At 72.1% G+C, this 17,996-nt stretch carries 18 protein-coding genes; 7 read left to right on the plus strand and 11 right to left on the minus strand.

Annotated elements, in window-relative coordinates; genetic code table 11:
* Positions 1–8 precede the first annotated feature (8 nt).
* Positions 9–1,445 carry a benzaldehyde dehydrogenase gene (locus KBY32_RS02435; protein ID WP_210978646.1) on the plus strand — a complete coding sequence of 479 codons (1,437 nt, stop codon included), beginning with the start codon at positions 9–11 and terminating at the stop codon, positions 1,443–1,445.
* A gap of 125 nt (positions 1,446–1,570) precedes the next feature.
* Here KBY32_RS02435 and trxA read toward each other — a convergent pair whose 3' ends face one another.
* On the minus strand, positions 1,571–1,957 hold the full coding sequence (gene trxA, locus KBY32_RS02440) for a thioredoxin (RefSeq protein ID WP_055618913.1): 387 nt from the start codon (positions 1,955–1,957) through the stop codon (positions 1,571–1,573).
* Positions 1,958–2,076: 119 nt separating this feature from the next.
* On the opposite strand from trxA, the gene KBY32_RS02445 reads away from it, so the two are divergent.
* Complete coding sequence (locus KBY32_RS02445; protein ID WP_210978647.1) at positions 2,077–3,510, plus strand: NAD(P)/FAD-dependent oxidoreductase; 1,434 nt, start codon at positions 2,077–2,079, stop codon at positions 3,508–3,510.
* 88 nt (positions 3,511–3,598) lie between these two features.
* Here KBY32_RS02445 and KBY32_RS02450 read toward each other — a convergent pair whose 3' ends face one another.
* Positions 3,599–4,246, minus strand: a complete 648-nt coding sequence (locus KBY32_RS02450; protein WP_210978648.1) for a peptide deformylase — start codon at positions 4,244–4,246, stop codon at positions 3,599–3,601.
* Positions 4,247–4,388: 142 nt separating this feature from the next.
* Between KBY32_RS02450 and KBY32_RS02455 the strand changes: the two genes are divergently transcribed.
* Positions 4,389–5,783 (plus strand): PepSY domain-containing protein, encoded by a 1,395-nt coding sequence (locus KBY32_RS02455; protein ID WP_210978649.1) that lies wholly within the window; start codon positions 4,389–4,391, stop codon positions 5,781–5,783.
* Positions 5,784–5,854: 71 nt separating this feature from the next.
* Here KBY32_RS02455 and KBY32_RS02460 read toward each other — a convergent pair whose 3' ends face one another.
* From KBY32_RS02460 to KBY32_RS02470, 3 genes are read right to left on the minus strand one after another with little or no spacing between them, the layout of a single operon-like run.
* Positions 5,855–6,202 carry a tetratricopeptide repeat protein gene (locus KBY32_RS02460; protein WP_055618909.1) on the minus strand — a complete coding sequence of 116 codons (348 nt, stop codon included), beginning with the start codon at positions 6,200–6,202 and terminating at the stop codon, positions 5,855–5,857.
* 49 nt (positions 6,203–6,251) lie between these two features.
* Positions 6,252–6,716: a winged helix DNA-binding protein gene (locus KBY32_RS02465; RefSeq protein ID WP_210978650.1), complete on the minus strand. Its 465-nt coding sequence runs from the start codon at positions 6,714–6,716 to the stop codon at positions 6,252–6,254.
* The gene (locus tag KBY32_RS02470; RefSeq protein WP_115507109.1) at positions 6,713–7,222 is read right to left on the minus strand and encodes a MarR family winged helix-turn-helix transcriptional regulator; all 510 of its coding nucleotides are present in this window, start codon (positions 7,220–7,222) and stop codon (positions 6,713–6,715) included. Before KBY32_RS02470 ends, KBY32_RS02465 begins: the two co-directional genes overlap by 4 nt.
* Before the next feature lie 176 nt (positions 7,223–7,398).
* Between KBY32_RS02470 and KBY32_RS02475 the strand changes: the two genes are divergently transcribed.
* Entirely contained in the window at positions 7,399–8,364 is a 966-nt protein-coding gene (locus KBY32_RS02475; protein WP_210978651.1) for a pirin family protein, read from the plus strand.
* A 48-nt stretch (positions 8,365–8,412) separates the two neighbouring features.
* Here KBY32_RS02475 and KBY32_RS02480 read toward each other — a convergent pair whose 3' ends face one another.
* Positions 8,413–8,772 carry an antibiotic biosynthesis monooxygenase family protein gene (locus KBY32_RS02480; RefSeq protein ID WP_210978652.1) on the minus strand — a complete coding sequence of 120 codons (360 nt, stop codon included), beginning with the start codon at positions 8,770–8,772 and terminating at the stop codon, positions 8,413–8,415.
* A 115-nt stretch (positions 8,773–8,887) separates the two neighbouring features.
* On the opposite strand from KBY32_RS02480, the gene KBY32_RS02485 reads away from it, so the two are divergent.
* On the plus strand, positions 8,888–11,686 hold the full coding sequence (locus tag KBY32_RS02485) for an AAA family ATPase (RefSeq protein WP_210978653.1): 2,799 nt from the start codon (positions 8,888–8,890) through the stop codon (positions 11,684–11,686).
* Between the two features lie 107 nt (positions 11,687–11,793).
* Here KBY32_RS02485 and KBY32_RS02490 read toward each other — a convergent pair whose 3' ends face one another.
* The 3 genes from KBY32_RS02490 to KBY32_RS02500 all read right to left on the minus strand — a co-directional run bounded on the left by KBY32_RS02490 (position 11,794) and on the right by KBY32_RS02500 (position 14,530).
* Complete coding sequence (locus tag KBY32_RS02490; protein WP_210978654.1) at positions 11,794–12,744, minus strand: alpha/beta fold hydrolase; 951 nt, start codon at positions 12,742–12,744, stop codon at positions 11,794–11,796.
* A 246-nt stretch (positions 12,745–12,990) separates the two neighbouring features.
* Positions 12,991–13,461: a hypothetical protein gene (locus tag KBY32_RS02495; protein ID WP_210978655.1), complete on the minus strand. Its 471-nt coding sequence runs from the start codon at positions 13,459–13,461 to the stop codon at positions 12,991–12,993.
* A gap of 172 nt (positions 13,462–13,633) precedes the next feature.
* Complete coding sequence (locus KBY32_RS02500) at positions 13,634–14,530, minus strand: sigma factor-like helix-turn-helix DNA-binding protein (protein ID WP_210978656.1); 897 nt, start codon at positions 14,528–14,530, stop codon at positions 13,634–13,636.
* A gap of 247 nt (positions 14,531–14,777) precedes the next feature.
* On the opposite strand from KBY32_RS02500, the gene KBY32_RS02505 reads away from it, so the two are divergent.
* The gene (locus KBY32_RS02505; RefSeq protein ID WP_210978657.1) at positions 14,778–15,512 is read left to right on the plus strand and encodes an alpha/beta fold hydrolase; all 735 of its coding nucleotides are present in this window, start codon (positions 14,778–14,780) and stop codon (positions 15,510–15,512) included.
* Positions 15,513–15,607: 95 nt separating this feature from the next.
* Positions 15,608–16,972 (plus strand): NAD(P)/FAD-dependent oxidoreductase, encoded by a 1,365-nt coding sequence (locus tag KBY32_RS02510; protein WP_210978658.1) that lies wholly within the window; start codon positions 15,608–15,610, stop codon positions 16,970–16,972.
* Between the two features lie 33 nt (positions 16,973–17,005).
* Here KBY32_RS02510 and KBY32_RS02515 read toward each other — a convergent pair whose 3' ends face one another.
* Both KBY32_RS02515 and KBY32_RS02520 read right to left on the minus strand, forming a co-directional pair.
* Positions 17,006–17,560 (minus strand): hypothetical protein, encoded by a 555-nt coding sequence (locus KBY32_RS02515; protein WP_210978659.1) that lies wholly within the window; start codon positions 17,558–17,560, stop codon positions 17,006–17,008.
* 186 nt (positions 17,561–17,746) lie between these two features.
* A complete protein-coding gene (locus KBY32_RS02520; protein ID WP_247688879.1) occupies positions 17,747–17,953 on the minus strand; it encodes a hypothetical protein in 207 nt (68 codons plus the stop codon).
* Positions 17,954–17,996: the final 43 nt, after the last annotated feature.

Genomic DNA, 17,996 nt, shown 5'->3' on the forward strand with positions numbered 1-17,996 from the left:
GAGTCGCCATGCCGCTGCTCGACCCCGCAACCTGGCAGCCCCGCCCCCTGTCGGGAGGCGAGCACACCGTGACCGAACCCGCCACCGGCGACGCCCTCGCCACCGTCTCCCTGGCCGGCGCGGGCGACGTCGCCGACGCCGCACGGGCCGCCCACGGCGCCCAGCGCGCATGGGCCCGCCTGCCGCACTTCGCACGGGCTGCGGTCCTGCGCAAGGCGGGCGACCTGTTCGCGGCCCATGCCGACGAACTGCGCACCTGGCTCGTCCGTGAGTCCGGCTCCATCCCGGGCAAGGCCGACTTCGAACTGCACGTCGCCGCCCAGGAGTGCTACGAGGCCGCCGCCCTCGCCTCCCGCCCGGCCGGACAGGTCCTGCCCACCGAGGCGCCCCGCCTGTCGTACACGCGCCGGGTCCCGGTCGGGGCCGTCGGGGTGATCGCGCCGTTCAACGCGCCGCTCATCCTGTCCATCCGCTCCGTCGCGCCCGCGCTGGCCCTGGGCAACGGCGTCGTCCTCAAGCCGGACCCGCGTACGGCCGTGTGCGGCGGTCTGGCTCTGGCCGCCGTCTTCGCCGAGGCGGGCCTGCCCGAGGATGTGCTGCATGTGCTGCCGGGCGGCGCCGAGGCCGGGCAGGCGCTGGTCGCCGACCCGCACGTACCCGTCGTCTCCTTCACCGGGTCCACGGGGGCGGGCCGGGCCGTCGGCGAGGCCGCCGGACGCCATCTGAAGCGCGCGCATCTGGAACTGGGCGGCAACTCCGCCCTGGTCGTGCTGGAGGACGCCGACCTCGACGCGGTGATCTCCACGGCCGCCTGGGGATCGTTCTTCCACCAGGGCCAGATCTGTATGACGACCGGCCGGCACCTGGTGCACCGGTCGCTGTACGAGGAGTACGTCGAACGCCTCGCCGCCAAGGCCGACTCGCTCGCCGTCGGCGACCCGCACCGCGAGCAGGTCCACCTCGGCCCGCTCATCGACGACGGGCAACTCGACAAGGTCCGCTCGCTGGTCGACGCCAGCGCCTCACAGGGGGCGAAGCTCGCAGCGGGCGGCACGCACGAGCGGCTGTTCTACCGCCCGACCGTCCTGGCGGGCGTCGACGACGACACCCCGGCGTACGCCGAGGAGGTCTTCGGGCCGGTCGCGCCGGTGCGCTCGTTCGCCGACGCCGAGGAGGCCGCCGCCCTGGCCGCCGCGAGCCCGTACGGACTCTCGCTGGGCATCGTCACCCGGGACGCCGCCCGGGGTCTCGACCTGGCCGAGCGCATCCCGACCGGGATCGTGCACATCAACGACCAGACGGTGAACGACGAGGCCGTCGCCCCGTTCGGCGGGGTGGCCGCGTCCGGGACCGGCGCCCGCTTCGGTGGCGACGCCAACCTGGAGGCGTTCACCGACGTGCGCTGGACGACGGTGCGCGCGGATGTGGCGGGCTACCCGTTCTGATCGGGCGGTCCCATTTGATGGGTCCGGTCGGGCCGGATCGATGGGTCCGGTCCGGTCGGGCGCCGGCCCGCGGGTCTCCGTTCCCGTAACCCGCGCGGCGCCCCGGACCGGCCCTCACCGGCCCGTCACTCGCCGTTCTGCTCGGCCTGCTCCTGCTGCGCGGCGACGGCCTTGCGGACCTCGTCCATGTCGAGCTTGCGGGCCTGCCCGATGACGTCGGCCAGCGCGGCCTCCGGCAGGGCGCCCGGCTGGGCGAACACGGCGACCCGGTCCCGCACGATCATCAGCGTCGGGATCGACTGGATCCCGAAGGCCTGCGCCAGTTCCGGCTGGGCCTCGGTGTCGACCTTGCCGAACACCAGGTCGGGGTTCTCCTCGGCCGCCTTCTCGTAGACGGGGGCGAACTGACGGCACGGCCCGCACCAGGACGCCCAGAAGTCGATCAGGACGAAGTCGTTGTCCGTGACCGTCTGGTCGAAGTTCTCCTTGGTGAGCTCCATGGTGCTGCTCATGGCGTATCCCTCTTCCTGGGTGTCCGGGCGAAGCGTGGGCGACAACGCGGCCGTAGGACCGTGTATTCCGCGCGCGTACCCATGTGGCCAGCCGACACACCACCCATAAGACTGACCCCATGACGGAAACGGATTCCAATGTGTACGACGTCGTGGTGCTCGGAGCCGGCCCCGTGGGGGAGAACGTCGCCGACCGCACCCGCGCCGCCGGACTGTCCACCGCAGTCGTCGAGAGCGAGCTGGTGGGCGGCGAGTGCTCGTACTGGGCCTGCATGCCGAGCAAGGCGCTGCTGCGGCCGGTCATCGCCCAGTCCGACGCGCGGCACCTGCCGGGCCTCGCCGAGGCCGTCCAGGGCCCCCTCGACACCGCCCGGGTGCTCGCCCGGCGCAATGAGGTCACCAAGGACTGGCACGACGACGGGCAGGTGAGCTGGCTCGACGGCATCGGCGCCGACCTCTACCGAGGGCACGGGCGCCTCGCCGGTGACCGCACGGTCGAGGTGACCGGCCCCGACGGCACCCGGAAGGTGCTCACCGCGCGGCACGCCGTGGCCGTGTGCACCGGCAGCCGGGCCGTCGTGCCCGATCTGCCGGGCATCGACCAGGTCAAGCCGTGGACCAGCCGCGAGGCCACCAGCGCCCAGGCCGCGCCCGGCCGGCTCGTCGTGGTCGGCGGGGGAGTGGTCGCCACCGAGATGGCCACCGCCTGGCAGGCCCTCGGCTCCCGGGTCACCCTCCTCGTACGCGGCAAGGGCCTGCTGAACCGCATGGAGCCCTTCGTCGGCGAGATGGTCGCGCAGTCCCTCACCGAGGCCGGTGCGGACGTCCGCACCGGGACCTCGGTCACGTCGGTGACCCGGGAGGACGGCACGGTCGTCGTCGTCACCGACCAGGGTGAACGCATCGAGGCCGACGAGATCCTCTTCGCGACCGGGCGCGCCCCGCGCAGCGACGACATCGGCCTGGACACCATCGGTCTGGAGCCCGGCTCCTGGCTGGAGACCGACGACGGCCTGCGTGTCCGGGACAGCGAGTGGCTGTACGCCGTCGGCGACATCAACCACCGCGTCCTGCTCACCCACCAGGGCAAGTACCAGGCCCGGATCGCCGGGGCGGCCATCGCGGCCCGCGCCTCCGGGTCGGCGGAGCCGGACACCGGGGCCTGGGGCGCGCACGCCGCCACCGCCGACCACGGCGCCGTCCCGCAGGTCGTCTTCACCGACCCCGAGGCCGCCGCGGTGGGCCTGTCCCTGGCCGAGGCCGAGCAGGCCGGACACCGGGTGCGGGCCGTCGACTACGACATCTCCTGGACCGCCGGCGCCTATCTGTACGGCGAGGACTACCGCGGGCAGGCCCGGATGGTCGTCGACCTGGAACGCGAGATCCTGCTCGGCGTGACCTTCGTCGGCCCGGGCGTCAGCGAGCTGATCCACTCGGCGACGGTCGCGGTCGTCGGCCAGGTGCCGATCAGCAGGCTGTGGCACGCGGTCCCGTCGTACCCGACGATCAGCGAGGTGTGGCTGCGGCTGCTGGAGACGTACCGGGACAGCTGATGCGGTGAGCGCGTTCCGGCTCCGCGGTCAGCCGGGCGGGGTGGGTCCGGCTGTGCGGCAGTCGGGCAGGGCGGGTCCGGCTTTGCGGTCAGTCGGGCAGGTCGAAGCCGAGGGCCCGGGCCGCCTGGAGTGGGGCGGGCTCGGCCCAGAGCTCGGCCATCGCCTGGTTCGAGGCGAGCGAACGCGTCTCCGCCCGGTCCAGGTAGAGCACCCCGTCGAGGTGGTCCGTCTCGTGCTGCACGATCCGGGCGGGCCACCCCGTGAACACCTCGTCGAAAGCCTGCCCGTGCTCGTCCTCGCCGCGCAGCCGCACCTCGGCGTGCCGGGCGACGACCGCCTGGTACCCCGGCACGCTCAGACAGCCCTCGTAGAACGCCGCCCAAGCCGGCCCGGTCGCCTCGTACGACGGGTTCACCAGCACCCGGAACGGCTGCGGGACGCGCCCGCGCGTCACGCGCACCTCGTCCGGGACGGGCGCCGGGTCCTCGATCACCGCGATCCGCAACCCCACCCCCACCTGTGGCGCGGCGAGACCGACGCCGGGAGCCGCGTGCATCGTGAGCCGCAGGGCCTCCACGAAACGGGCCAGCAGTGCCGGGCCCAACTGCCCCTCGTACGGCGCGGCCGGGCGCCGCAGCACCGGATCGCCGGCCGCCACGACGGGCAGCGGGCCCCCGGCGGAGAGAAGCCGCTCGATCTGCTCGGCGAGGGACGCGTGCTCGTTCGGAAGTGCCATCGCCCCAGCATGCCACGCGCCCCGCGCCCCCTCTGAACTCCACTGTGCCGCAGGTCACTTGACGCGCCGGGAACTCCGGGGCCCGCCGGTCCGACTACCGGACCGCCAGAGCAACGACCGTCCACCCCCCGGAGTTCCACCCATGTCCACCGCCCCCACGACCGCCCCGGCCCCCGGGCCCGACGCCACGGATTCCCCGGCCCCGCCCCGCCGCGGCTGGACACTCCTGCGCCCGCTCGTCCTCCGTCTGCACTTCTACGCCGGTGTGCTCGTCGCCCCGTTCCTCCTCGTCGCCGCGGCCACCGGATTCCTGTACGCGGGCGCGTTCCAGGCCGAGAAACTGCTGTACGCCCACGAGATGTACGTCCCCGTCGGCGAGACGAAGCTGCCGGTGTCGCAGCAGGTCGCCGCCGCCCGCGAGGCCCACCCCGAGGGCGCCGTCGCGGCCATACGGCCCTCACCGGCCGACGACGAGTCGACCCGGGTGATGCTCTCGGGGGTCGACGGTGTCGACGCCGACCACACGCTGGCCGTGTTCGTCGACCCGTACACCGCCGAAGTGCGCGGCGCCCTGGAGCAGTACGGCTCCACCGGAGCCCTCCCGCTGCGCACCTGGATCGACGAGTTCCACCGCGACCTCCACCTCGGTGAGCCGGGTCGGCTCTACAGCGAACTCGCCGCGAGCTGGCTGTGGGTGATCGCGGCCGGGGGACTGGTGCTGTGGTTCTCCCGCCGCCGCGCCCTGCGCAAGGTACGAGGCACCAGCGGGCGCCGGCGCACCCTCGGCCTGCACGGCACGGTCGGCGTCTGGGCGGCTCTAGGGTTCATCTTCCTGTCGGCGACCGGCCTGACCTGGTCGACGTACGCCGGCGCCCACATCGACGATCTGCGCACCGCCCTGCGGCAGGCCACCCCGTCCATCTCGGCGTCGGCGGGCGGCGACCACGGGAGCCACGGCGGCACCGCGGGCGCCGGTGGCGGCGAGGGGCAGGGCGTCGGCCTCGACAAGGTCCTGGCGGCCGCCCGCTCCGAGGGCCTGTCCGACCCGGTGGAGATCGTGCCGCCCGCCGACGCCTCGTCCGCCTATGTGGTCCGGCAGGTGCAGCGCAGTTGGCCGACGAAGCAGGACGCGGTCGCGGTCGACCCGGCGTCCGGCGAGGTCACGGACGTCCTGCGGTTCGACGACCACCCGGTGCTCGCCAAGCTGACCCGCTGGGGCATCGACCTGCACACGGGCGTGCTGTTCGGGCTGGTCAACCAGATCGCCCTGATGGCGCTGACGCTCGCGCTGATCCTGCTGATCGTGTGGGGGTACCGCATGTGGTGGCAGCGCGGCCGGGGCTCGTCGTTCGGCCGGCCGATCCCGCGCGGCGCCTGGCGTCAGGTGCCCCCGCGTGTCCTCGTCCCCCTGGCCGCGCTGGTCGCGGCGCTCGGCTACGTCGTCCCGCTGCTCGGCGTCCCGCTGGCGGCGTTCGTCGCGGTGGACGCCGTACTGGGCGAGATCGCGTACCGGCGGGGGAGCGCCCAGGAGGCGTGACGAGAAGAGGGGCCCGGCCTCCGTCGGTACGGAGTCCGGGCCCCTGCCGGCGGCTTTGGCCGCCGCCGGTCTCAGACCTGCTCGAAGTCACCCGCCAGGGCCGAGGCCAGGCGCATGTGCGGCTCGGCCTCCTCGTGCCGCCCCTGGCGCTGGAGCGTACGGCCCAGCATCAGCCGGGCGTACTGCTCGACCGGGTCGCGCTCCACGATGACGCGCAACTCGTCCTCGGCACGGCGCAGCTGGGCCGAGTGGTAGTAGGCGCGGGCCAGCAGCAGCCGCGGTCCCGTCTGCTCCGGCACCTCCTCGACCAGGCTGCCGAGGACCCGCGCGGCGCTGGCGTAGTCCTTGGCGTCGAAGAACATCCGCGCCCGCTCCCAGCGCTCGGTCGGTGTTCCGTGGTCGTAGTACGTCGTCTCCACTCTGACCTCCTTCGAGCGCGTCAACCGGCCTGAGTGGTTGAATATTCCACTAACCGATGGCGGTGTCCTGGGTCAGGGCCGCGAGCTCCCGGTTCGCCCGCTCGGTGATGAGGGTCAGCACCCGACCCGCGACGGCCAGGTCCTCCTCGGGCAGGTCCGCGTAGACGCGGGCGGTGAGGGGGGCGGTCTCGGCGGACGTCGCGGCCTGCAGCTTGCGTCCGGCGTCCGTGACGCGCACCGCGGTCGGCCCGTCGGCGGCCAGCAGGCCGTCGCCGACCAGCCCGTCGACGACGGAACGGGCCTCCGCCGGCTCGCACTTGAGCGATCCGACCACCTCGCCGACGAGGCGGTCACGCTCCACCGGCCCACCGGCGGCAGCGGCCGCGCGCAGGGTGACGGACTGCTGGAACGTGGCGCCGTGGCGGGCCAGCACCTGCTCGAGGAGGGCGCGGCTCGCGTAGTGGGCCAGGGCTATGACACGGGGGTCGAGACGGGGAGGGGTGGAGGTGGTCATGACTGCTCCTTGTCGTGCCGGCTGTCGTTTTCGCCGTCCAGGGCCGACGGATCGAGAGGCGCGTCGAGCAGGGCCGCCAGGATGTGGCTGAACTCCCGCGTGGCGTCGCTGCCGAGCCCGCCGAGCGGGGCGAGGAGCTGCTCATGCAGCCCCCGCACGACCTCGATCGCCTTCCGGGTCCGCTCCACGCCCTGTTCGGTCAGCGTGAGCTGGACCGCGCGGGGGTCACGGGGGTCGCGGGTGCGTTCGACGAGTCCGGCGCTCTCCAGGGAACGCGCCAGCTTGGAGACGTACAGCGGCTCCAGTCCGGTGTGGTCGGCGAGCCGCCGCTGACTGGGGCGCTCACCCTCGCGCCGCATGCCGTACAGCGAGGCGACGACGGCGTACTGGGCGTGGGTGAGCCCCAGCGGGGTCACGGCCCGGTCGACGGCGACCCGGAACTTCGTCGACAGCCGCCACACGAGGAAGCCGGGGGTGGCGTTCATGGAACGGGAACCCTTGCTCATGACAGATACAGTACATGGCTACTATATCCATGGCTACTATTTTCGGGAGGACCACCCGGGAGCGGCCCGGCGCCCCTGCCCCGTTGCAACCCCAACCCCGCCGCGCACCGGCGCTCGGCAAGACAGCCCGTACGACGGACTGACGGGGCGCTCCGGAGGGGGTTAGTTTGGGCGCCATGAGCAATCTTGATCGCGAGGCGGTGCCCTCGGTCTGCGGCGGCCGCGGTTTCGTCGTCGCGGAGCCCGTCCGCGAACTCCTCAGCCCCCGGCGGGTACGGCTCGGCGAGTCCAGCGAGGTCCGCCGTCTGCTGCCCAACCTGGGCCGGCGGATGGTCGGCGCCTGGTGCTTCGTCGACCACTACGGCCCCGACGACATCGCCGACGAGCCCGGGATGCAGGTGCCCCCGCACCCGCACATGGGCCTGCAGACGGTGAGCTGGCTGCACGAGGGCGAGGTACTGCACCGCGACTCCACGGGCAGCCTCCAGACGATCCGCCCGCGCGAGCTGGGCCTGATGACGTCCGGCAGGGCGATCAGCCACTCGGAGGAGAGTCCGCGCTCGCACGCCCGCTTTCTGCACGGCGCCCAGCTCTGGGTCGCCCTGCCGGACGGCCACCGCCACACCGACCCGCACTTCGAGCACCACGCCGACCTGCCGGTCGTCACGGCGCCGGGTCTGCGGGCCACGCTGATCCTGGGCGACCTCGACGGCGCACGCTCGCCCGGCACGGCGTACACCCCGATCGTCGGCGCCGACCTGGCACTGAGCCGGGGCGCCGACGTACGCCTGCCGCTGGAGCCGGACTTCGAGTACGCCGTGCTGTCCATGTCCGGCGAGGCCCATGTGGACGGCGTACCGGTGCTGCCGGGCTCGATGCTGTACCTCGGCTGCGGCCGCACCGAACTCCCGCTGCGCGCCGAGTCGGACGCGGCGCTGATGCTCCTCGGCGGCGAGCCGTTCGAGGAGGAGCTCATCATGTTCTGGAACTGGATCGGCCGCACCCAGGAGGAGATCGAACAGGCCCGCCGGGACTGGATGGAAGGGGAACGGTTCGGAACGGTCAAGGGGTACGACGGTGCCCCGCTGGCCGCACCCGAGCTACCGGGGGTGCCGCTGAAGCCGCGCGGCAGGACCCGTTGAGCCGCCGAAGTACCGATCTCGGCGGCTCGTGAGGGGTGCGCGCCGGGCCTACTCCGAGGAGGGGTGGAACTCGACGACGACGCGATAGCCGGCGGGCGCCGAGGTGATGTGAAGGGCCGGATCGTCGAACATGCGCCGCAGCGACGCCTGCCACTCGGGGTTGCCGGTCGCCCGGTCGAGCGCGGTGCCCGAGGTCCACTCGGCGACGTGGACGAAACGCGTCTCCGGGCCGTCGGTGAGGGGGCGGTGCAGGCGGGAACGGACGAAGCCGGGCTGTGCCGACATGATCCGGGCGTTCTCCTGATACACCTCGGTGAAGTAGTCGGCCTCGTCCGTCGGCACGGTGTAGCTCTTCATGACGGTGACCGGGCCGTCGACACCGGTCTTCGATTCCAGGAACTGAGTCATGCCCCTCTGTCCGGTGACGCGCCGCCGCTGTGACAGGCGGTCGCCGCTCACCGCGCACGGCACCGCGACGCCCGCGGCTCAGAACGGCGGTTCGATAGAATGCGGGACGAATCCCATGGTGGAACGGTACTTCCCGGCGAAGGCGGACATGGTGCCTGACATCGCGCCGTTGCGGGGGCGACGCGGCGAGCTGGCGGAACTGGAAGCGCTGGTGAGCCGTGCCCGCGCCGGGCGCAGCGGTGCACTGGTCGTCTCCGGTGAGGCCGGTGTCGGCAAGACGGCGCTCCTGGACCATGTCACGGCACGGGCCGCGGCACACGTCCGCATCGAGCGGATCGTCGCCTCCCAGTCCGAGATGGAACTCGCGTACGCCGGCCTCCAGCAGCTCTGCGGCCACATGATGGGTTCGGCCGACCGGCTGCCGGCCCCGCAACAGGAGGCGATCGAGGTGGCGTTCGGGCTGCGCAGCGCCGCCGCGCCGAGCCCGTTCCTCGTGGGGCTGGCCCTGCTGGGGCTGCTCACCGAGGCCGCCGAGGAGCAGGCACTGCTGTGCGTCGTCGACGACGCACAATGGCTCGACCAGGCATCCGCGCGTGCCCTCGCCTTCGCCGCCCGACGGCTGGACGCGGAGGGCATCGCGCTGGTGCTCGCCTTGCGCCAGGTCGCCCCGGTGTTCGCGGGTCTGCCCGACATGGTCGTCGAAGGGCTCGGCTATGAGGACGCACGCGAGCTGCTGCGCCTGGCCGTACCCGGTGGTCTCGACCGGCGGGTGCGCGACCAGTTGATCGCGGAGGCCCGCGGCAATCCGCTCGCCCTGCGCGAACTGCCCCGAGCCCTGAGCCCGGCCCAGATCGCCGGTGGATTCACCTTGACGGGTTCCCTGCCGCTGGAGAGCCGCATCGAGCAGAGCCTGGTCCTGCAGCTCGCCCCGCTGCCCGCGCCGGCGCGCCTGTTGTTGCTGCTGGCAGCCGCGGAGCCTACGGGTGACCCGGGGCTGCTGTGGCGTGGGAGCGCGCTGCTGGGACTGGGGCCCGAAGCGTTCGACGCGGCCAAGGCCACCGATGCGTTCGTCGTCGGTACGCGCGTCGGCTTCCGCCATCCGCTGGTGCGGTCGGCCGTGTACCGGGCGGCGTCACCCGACGCCCGGCGACGCGTGCACGCCGCTCTCGCCGACGTCACCAGCGCCGAGCACGACCCGGACCGCCGGGCCTGGCATCGGGCCGGTGCGACCCTGGAACCGGACGAGGAAGTCGCCGCCGATCTGGAGAAGTCGGCGGTGCGCGCACGTACCCGCGGTGGCGCGGCGGCCGCCGGCGCGTTCCTGGAGCGGGCGGCGGAGCTCACACCCTCGCCGTTCCTCCGCGGCCAGCGGCTGGTCGCGGCCGCCGAGGCGAAGCACGACGCGGGCGCGTCGGACGCGGCCCTGCGCCTGCTCGAGTCCGCCCGAGCCCTTCCCCTCACCGCGCTCCAGAAGGCGCTCGTGGTGCGGCTGCGCGCGCGTGCGGGATACGCGCTACGGCGTGACCGCAGCGGGGCGCAGCACCTCCTCGACGCGGCACGGGGACTCGAACGGCTCGACCCGGTCCTGGCCCGCGACACCTACATCGAAGCGCTCGCGGCGGCGACCTACGGCGGCCGGCTCGGTGACGCCGAGCAGGTGGCCGCCGTCGCGCACGCGATCCTCGGCGCCACGTCCGCCGCCGACGAGACCGACCGGGCACGGGATCTGATCCTGCGCGGCCAGGCGCTGCTCGCCACCGAAGGACAGACGGCGGCGCTGCCCACCCTGCGACGAGCCCAGCGCGCGTTCCTCGAACAGGCGCCGGACTTCCTCGAAATGCACTGGATGTGGTTCGCCTCCCGCGCCGCCCAGGACCTGTGGGACCCCGCCGGGCTGCGTGCGCTCGCCGACCGGCAGGTCGAGCTCGCTCGTGCCGAGGGCGTCGTCACCGTACTGCCGATCGCGCTGAGCCTGCTGGTGCTGGTGCGGATGACCTCCGGCGACCTGGACGGGGCGGAAGCCGCCTGCGACGAGATCGACGCCATCAAGGAGGTCACCGGCAACCCGCTGCCGCCGTACGGACGGCTCCTCCTCGCCTCGTACCGGGGGCAGGCGGGCGAGGCGCTGCGCCTGGCCGAGCGGATTCGGGCCGACGGGCTCGCACGCGGCGAGGGATACGCGCTGAGCGCGGCCAACTTCTCCGAGGCGGTCCTCCACAACGGCCTGGGCCGCTTCGCCGAGGCGGTGGCCTGCGGTCGGCGCGAACTGCCGTACACCCACGAACTGAACCTCGCGATGCGCACCCTGGTCGAACTGGTGGAAGCGGCCGCGCACACCGGTGAGCGCGCGCTCGCCGAGCAGGCACTCGAGCAGTTGGCCGGCGTCACACGGCCGGTGGGCACCAGCTACGCCCTGGCGGTGCTGGCGATGGCCGAGGCGCAACTGCGCACGGGGGACGAGGCCGAACAGCTCTTTCTGGACGCGATCAAGCGCTTCGAGCACGAGCGGATCCCGATCTGGGTGGGGCGGTGCCGCCTGCTGTACGGCGAGGCACTCAACCGTCAGGGACGGTCCGCCGAAGCGCGCGAACAGCTACGGACCGCCCACAACGTACTGACAGCGTGCGGAGTGAACGGATTCGCCCGGCGCGCCGCGGACGAGCTGCGCGCGAGCGGCGAGACCTTGCCGGTCCACACACGGACATCGGTGACGCGGCTCACCGAACAGGAACTGAACGTGGCACGCCTGGCCCGCGAAGGGCTGACGAACCGGGAGATCGGCGCCCGTCTGTTCATCAGCGTACACACCGTCGAATACCACTTGCGCAAGGTCTTCGTGAAGCTCGGCATCAAGCGGCGGACCGAGCTGAAGGCCGCCCTCGCCGGCCTCACGCCGACGGCGTCGAGCGCATGAACGTCCGGGATCCGGTCGTCCTCCCCCTTCCCCACACGGGCGACGGCCGGCGCCACGTCCTCCGGGCCGTCGCCCGCCGGCTCACGGGCGGTCGGAGTGGGCGACGGTCACCGGACGTCTCCGACGACCCCGTGGGCACCGAGGAACGCCAGGACCGAGGCGTCGAACTGCGCGGGCTGTTCGAGGTGTGCGAGGTGACCGGCCTTCTCCACGATCGTCACCTCGGTGTCTTCCGCGCCCTCGTGCAGCAGAGCGGCCCATCGCGGTCCGCAGATGAAGTCATGACGGCCCGCCAGAACGAGGGCCGGTGGGGCCAGTGAAGGCAGTTCGTCCCGGACGTCGAAGGGAGAGTCCTCCCCGCGCGAGGGGGCCGCGTACATACGGAGCGTGCGACGAGCGGGCGCGAACTCCGCCTCCCTTCCCCAGTAGTCGTACAGATAGGCCGGCATCGTGGTGCGCAGGACGGCGGTGGCGCCGTCGTCGTTCATCAGGTCGAGGCGGGAGGTGAGAGCGCTGACGTAGTCCGCGACCTCCGGATGCTCGTCGACGTGATCCTTCATGAACCGTTCCATGGCATCGACCGCCGCCGACCAGAACTCCTCGTCCGCGACCGGTGACGTGTCGTAGAGGACGAGGGCGGCGATCCGTGCGGGGTGGTCGAGGGCGTAACGCTGCGCCACGAAGCCGCCGTGGGAGTGACCGAGCAGGGTGACCCGTGGCACCTCCAGGTGCTGGACCACCGCGTGCAGGAAGTGCGCGTACGTCGCCATGGTGTAGTCGCGTGGATCGGGGAGCCGGCCGGAGTCGCCCGTACCGACCGGTTCGACGTAGACCATGGTCAACGCGTCCTCGAGACCGGCCATGCGCAGGTATTCCCAGCCGATACCCGGTCCGCCCGGATGAGCGAGACATACGGGGCCCGAGCCGGCGACGTGATAGCGCAGGGCGACGCGCGCCGAGCCGTGCGGAACGGTGATCGTGTGCGTGCCGGGAGACAGGGGCGAGGAGGGGTCTTCGGGGGTACGCGGGAGAACGTCCCGCTGATGCGTGTGCTTCACACCGTCCCATGATCTACCAGAGACAGCGTGATCACAAGGAATGACAAAACAAGTGACAACACTGTTGAAAGCTGCGGTAGACTCATCACAGTGTTCATGGCGCCGGGTCGGATGTTCCCACTCGGCGCCGGGATCACCGCACCCGCCGCTGTGAGCCTGGCGGGGCCATGCGCCCCGGGCGCCCACCGATCCCCCGCGAGTCGGCGTCCGGGGCCTGCGCCGTGTGCCGCAGGGGTCTGTCCGGAATCATCCGGCGCGGTAGAGGCCCCGACCGCTGCGCCGGAGACGAGAAGTGCCGACGAGGCGGTCGAGCGTACTGCGAACGGCGTTGATGCTCCCGCTGTCGCCGGCCCGGCCCAATGCCACCGCTACGTCGCGGGCACGCACCTCGGCATCGCCGGCCTGTGCGAAGTACTCCAGGATCTGGTCGGTCAGCCTGCCGTACGCGCGCTTCGCGCCGGTCCTCGGCTGGGTCGCGGCCCGCACCTCACCGGTGCGATCGAGTCGAACGGTGTCCTCGGAGGCTGTCGCCTGCGCACGGGCCGTCATCACGACTTCCAGGGCGCCCAGCGCCCGTCGAACGGTGTCGAGATGGGCGACGACGGCGGCAAGCTCCCTCTCCAGCGCCCGTTTCTGCAGCTCCAGACGGCTGAGGTCGGCCTGGAGACTCTCCGTCGTGACTTCGATGTCGCGGGTCGAGCGAGATGCCGGAACCATGTTTTCCGTTTTCCTTCAAGGAGTGCTGGAACGACGTCGTCCGGTGGTCCCCATGTCACCATCATGAAGTTGTGACGGCGAATCGGGGGAGGCGCACCCTGCAATTGTTGCCACTGACAGTGGGAAGCGCAACGGGCGAGAGCACGCGGGCACCGTGTTCCACGGGGCATCCTCAGCCGTGCCGGACCGGCCCGTGCCCGTCGGCGGGCGGGTGGGGCCGGTTCCAGCTGCGCAGCTTGTCGGGGTTGAGGACGGCCCAGACGTGTGTGACGCGCTGGTCGGCGATGTCGAAGCTGATGACGGCGGCGACCTGCTCGTGATGGCGCACGACGATCGCGGTGCGACCGTTGGCGGCAGTGAGGTGGAGCGTGGTGCGTGAGCGGGGGACGAGGAGGGTGAGGAGGGCCCGGGCCACGTGCTGGTCACCGTGGACCGGTCTGGTCAGGGCACGGATCTTGCCGCCGCCGTCGAAGAACGCGATCGCGTCCCGGGACAGCAGGGGCACCAGACGTGCCGCGTCGTCGAGTGCGCAGGCCTGCCGGACGGCGCGGACGATCCTGTCGTGCTGATGCGGAGGGGTGGGATGCGCGCGGTCGGCGCGCAGGCTGCTGCGGGCGCGATCAGCGAGCTGGGCACACTCCCGCGGGGTCCGCCCGACAATGTCGGCGACGGTCGGAGGGGGCATGGCGAAGACGTCGTTGAGCACGAAGACGGCCCGCTCGGCCGGGGAGAGGGCGTCCAGAGCGTCGAGCAGGACGCCGCTGATCGTTTCCGACAGAGCCGGGCCGGGCTCGAGGCCGGCGTCCCCATCGTCCGGGTCCGGCAGTCGGCGCCCGGGCGTGGACAGGCGCGCCAGACAAATGGACCCCATGCTCTTGGTCAGCCAGATACGCGGATCCTCGATACCGGTCCGCTCGTCGTCGGTCAGGCGGTACCACCGTCGGTAGGTGTCGGTGACGGCCTCTTCGGCGGCGGCTCCCGCGCCCAGCATCCAGCGGGCGACATCGATCAGATGCTGCCGCTCGTCCAGCAACTCCGCGAGCGGCGCGGTGTCGTCGGCCCCACCCATGCGGTGTCCTTCCTCTACCGGCACCCCATCGCCACCACCGCGGTCGGATGGCCGTGCCTCGGCAGTGCAGACCGCACGAGCGCCTGGCGTGTGACAACGGGCCCCGGTCGGCGGCGAGGCTCCTGGGCGACGCGGACGGAAGCGAGGGCGGGAGACGGAGAGCGAGGCACAAGGAGAATGCAACAGTGTGACACCATGCAGTGTCGCCGACCGTACGCGACCTCGTCCACCGACGAAGGAGTCCACCATGCCCGCGATCCTGATCCACGGCGTTCCCGACACCCACCATGTATGGGACGGTGTGCGCCGTCACCTGACCAGGTCCGACGTCGAAACCTGGGACCTGCCCGGCTTCGGTGCCGACCGCCCGGCCGGCTTCGGTTCCACCAAGGAGGACTATGTCGACTGGCTCATTCGGCGTCTGGAGCGGGTCGGTGAGCCGGTGGACCTGGTCGGGCACGACTGGGGCTGCATTCTCACCCTCCGCGTCGCCTCGCTGCGCCCCGATCTCGTCCGCACCTGGGCGGGAGGCAACGGACCGGTCGACGCCGGGTACGTCTGGCATCCGCTGGCCAAGATCTGGCAGGACCGGGACCAGGGGGACCGTTACATGGCCGAACTGCGTCCGGAGCTCTTCGCGCAGGAGCTGGCGTCCGGCTTCGACGTGCCCCTTGACCTGGCGAGGGAGATGGCGAGCCGTGTGGACGAGCCGATGAAGGACTCGGTGCTCAGGCTGTACAGGTCGGCGCTCACCATGGGAACGGAGTGGGAGCCGGGCCTGTCCGCGGTGTCCGCGCCGTCCGTCGTCTTCTGGGGCAGGCAGGACCCTGCCTGCCCGATCGAGTTCGGGCGCAAGCTGGGTGACTCACTGCGCTCCGGTGAGGTGATCGAGATGGACTGCAACCACTGGACGGTGCTCCAGCGCCCGGCCGAGGTCGCGGAGATCCTGGAGAAGCACTGGAGCGCGCAGGACGCCGCCTGACGGGCAGGTGGGACGACGGGACCGGGGCCGGTCCTGTCACACGGCGCGGTGCCGTCCGGTCTTCAAGGGTGGAACCAAGAGGAACAGAGGACACCGTGCGTGAGATCTTGATCGTGGGCGGCGGTTACGCGGGTTTCTACACCGCGTGGGGCCTGGAGAAGAAGTTGCGGCGGGGTGAGGCGCGGGTCACCGTCGTCGACCCCCGCCCCTACATGACGTACCAGCCGTTCCTGCCCGAGGTGGTCGCCGGATCGGTGGAAGCACGTCATGCGGCGGTGTCGCTGCGGCGCCACCTGCACCGCACCCGTGTGATCGCGGGCTCGGCGACGGAGATCCGCAACAGTACGCACACGGTGACGGTGCGGCCGCAGTCCGGGCCGGAGTTCGAACTCCACTACGACATCCTGGTGATGACGGCCGGAGCCGTCACCCGCACCTTCCCGATCCCGGGACTGAGCGACCAGGCGTACGGGCTCAAGCACGTCGAGGAGGCCGTCGCGATCCGCGACCGGCTGCTCACCTCTTTCGACCGCGCGGCGATCCTGCCCCACGGGCCCGAACGCCGTCGGCTGCTGACCGTCACCGTCGTCGGCGGAGGCTTCTCCGGAGTGGAGGGATTCGGTGAACTGCTGAGCCTGGCGTCCGCGTTGCTCAAGCACTATCCGGAGATCGGGGCGGAGGAGATCGCCTTCCACCTGGTCGAAGCACGGGGCCGCATCCTGCCCGAGGTCACCGAGCGGCCGGGGGAGTGGGTGGTGCGCTCGCTGGAGAAGCGGGGTGCGCGGGTGCATCTGAACACGCAACTCGTCTCCGCGGACGGCGGCCGCGTGGTGCTGTCGGACGGATCGGAGTACGACTCGGGTCTGCTCGTGTGGACGGCCGGCAACGCGGCCAATCCGATCGTCCACAACCACACCGACCTCCCGGTCGACGCGCGGGGCCTGCTGCAGGTGCGCGCGGATCTCCGGGTCGGGACGGAGAGCGAGGTCGTGGCGGACGTATGGGCGGCCGGCGACGACGCCTCCGTACCCGATCTCGCCGCGGGCCGACCGGACGCCCGTACGGTGCCGAACGCCCAGCACGCCGTCCGTCAGGGCAAGTTGCTGGCGAAGAACATCATGGCGTCACTGCGCGGCCGGCCAGCCAGGAACTATGTGCACCACAGTCTCGGCGTGGTGGCGACACTCGGGCTGGGCCGGGGCATCTTCCAGTACCGGCGTCTGGTCGTCAAGGGATTCCCGGCCTGGCTGATGCACCGCGGCTATCACCTGTTGGCCGTACCGAGCTGGGAGCGCAAGGCACGGGTCTTCGCCGTGTGGGCGACCGCCGCCTTCTTCGGCCGCGACGTCATCTCCCTCGCGTCGGTCCAGCAACCGAGGGAGGCCTTCGTCTCCAGCGGTGACCCGCGGCGGATCGAGAGTGCGCGGACGCCGGCGGTGGACAGGACCGGGACCCCGTAGACCTCTGCGACCGCGAGGACGTGGCGGGGCGGCTCAGCGCTTGGCCGCGCGGTACAGGCCGCGGCCCACACGGCGGACGCGGGACTGGCCGACCAGGCGGTCCAGTGTGCTCCGCACGGCGTTGATGCTGCCGCTGTCGGTGTCGCGGCCCAGTGCGGACGCCACGTCCCTGGCACGGACGTCGGTGTTCCCGGCTTCCGCGAAGTAGGCCAGGATCTGTTCGGTGAGTTTGCCGTACGCCTTCGCGCCGTCGGTGTCACCGGTGCCGGGACCCTGGACGTCCTCCCCCCGGGTTCCCTCATCGGCGCCGTCCTCCGCCTTGTCGGCGGCCGGCACAGGCGTCGGTGCCGCTGTCGCCGGCACCCCCGCGACGTCGCCGGCCGGACGGGCCGCCGCGGACGCGGGAGCAGACTCGGGCATGAGAGCTTGAAGGGCGACGAGGGCCCGCGACACGGAGTCGAGGTGAGCGGTGACCGCGGCCAGTTCCCGCTCCAGTGCCTGCTTCTGGATCTTCAGCCGCGCCAGGTCCTCCTGCAGGCCCTCGGCGGTGATCTCGATGTTGCGAGCCGTAGGGGTCACGGAGACCATGCGTTCCTCTCGTTCTCACCCCTGATCCGGCGGGGCCGCCCGATGCAGGGCTCCGACACTCGGCCCGGCACCGGGGGCAGGATACCCGCACGGTATGGGGAGGGGCCCGCGTCGGGCGAAGAGCGCGGCGGGGCCGGTGACGTCGCGAACACCGTGTGGGTCGTGCCGCGCCACCGACCCGCCCCGCTATCCCGCGGGCGTCTCGACACCGGTGGACCCGGTCGCCGGACGCTGCAGTCGCCTCAGTGTCTCGGAGAGCGCGTCGATGCGTGCGTCCACCGAGTGGATCGCCTCTCGGAGCTGGCTCAGCCGCCCTTCGAGCAATGCGGCCTCCGCCGCCAGTGAGGCGGTGACGGCGGCGGGATCGGTCTGCCGGTCGGTGCTGGGGGACATCCCTCGTCCTTCCTCGGCTGGTGCCGTCGGCGTGTGAACCGCC

This window comes from Streptomyces sp. RK62 (assembly GCF_018070255.1).
Classification (GTDB): Bacteria; Actinomycetota; Actinomycetes; order Streptomycetales; family Streptomycetaceae; genus Streptomyces; species Streptomyces nigra.

What these genes read in the sequence shown, in the direction of transcription:
- KBY32_RS02435 (WP_210978646.1), top strand. Translation starts at nt 9, where the DNA reads ATGCCGCTGCTCGACCCCGCAACCTGGCAGCCCCGCCCCCTGTCGGGA.
- trxA (WP_055618913.1), bottom strand. Translation starts at nt 1,957, where the DNA reads ATGAGCAGCACCATGGAGCTCACCAAGGAGAACTTCGACCAGACGGTC.
- KBY32_RS02445 (WP_210978647.1), top strand. Translation starts at nt 2,077, where the DNA reads ATGACGGAAACGGATTCCAATGTGTACGACGTCGTGGTGCTCGGAGCC.
- KBY32_RS02450 (WP_210978648.1), bottom strand. Translation starts at nt 4,246, where the DNA reads ATGGCACTTCCGAACGAGCACGCGTCCCTCGCCGAGCAGATCGAGCGG.
- KBY32_RS02455 (WP_210978649.1), top strand. Translation starts at nt 4,389, where the DNA reads ATGTCCACCGCCCCCACGACCGCCCCGGCCCCCGGGCCCGACGCCACG.
- KBY32_RS02465 (WP_210978650.1), bottom strand. Translation starts at nt 6,716, where the DNA reads ATGACCACCTCCACCCCTCCCCGTCTCGACCCCCGTGTCATAGCCCTG.
- KBY32_RS02470 (WP_115507109.1), bottom strand. Translation starts at nt 7,222, where the DNA reads ATGAGCAAGGGTTCCCGTTCCATGAACGCCACCCCCGGCTTCCTCGTG.
- KBY32_RS02475 (WP_210978651.1), top strand. Translation starts at nt 7,399, where the DNA reads ATGAGCAATCTTGATCGCGAGGCGGTGCCCTCGGTCTGCGGCGGCCGC.
- KBY32_RS02480 (WP_210978652.1), bottom strand. Translation starts at nt 8,772, where the DNA reads ATGACTCAGTTCCTGGAATCGAAGACCGGTGTCGACGGCCCGGTCACC.
- KBY32_RS02485 (WP_210978653.1), top strand. Translation starts at nt 8,888, where the DNA reads ATGGTGGAACGGTACTTCCCGGCGAAGGCGGACATGGTGCCTGACATC.
- KBY32_RS02495 (WP_210978655.1), bottom strand. Translation starts at nt 13,461, where the DNA reads ATGGTTCCGGCATCTCGCTCGACCCGCGACATCGAAGTCACGACGGAG.
- KBY32_RS02500 (WP_210978656.1), bottom strand. Translation starts at nt 14,530, where the DNA reads ATGGGTGGGGCCGACGACACCGCGCCGCTCGCGGAGTTGCTGGACGAG.
- KBY32_RS02505 (WP_210978657.1), top strand. Translation starts at nt 14,778, where the DNA reads ATGCCCGCGATCCTGATCCACGGCGTTCCCGACACCCACCATGTATGG.
- KBY32_RS02515 (WP_210978659.1), bottom strand. Translation starts at nt 17,560, where the DNA reads ATGGTCTCCGTGACCCCTACGGCTCGCAACATCGAGATCACCGCCGAG.
- KBY32_RS02520 (WP_247688879.1), bottom strand. Translation starts at nt 17,953, where the DNA reads ATGTCCCCCAGCACCGACCGGCAGACCGATCCCGCCGCCGTCACCGCC.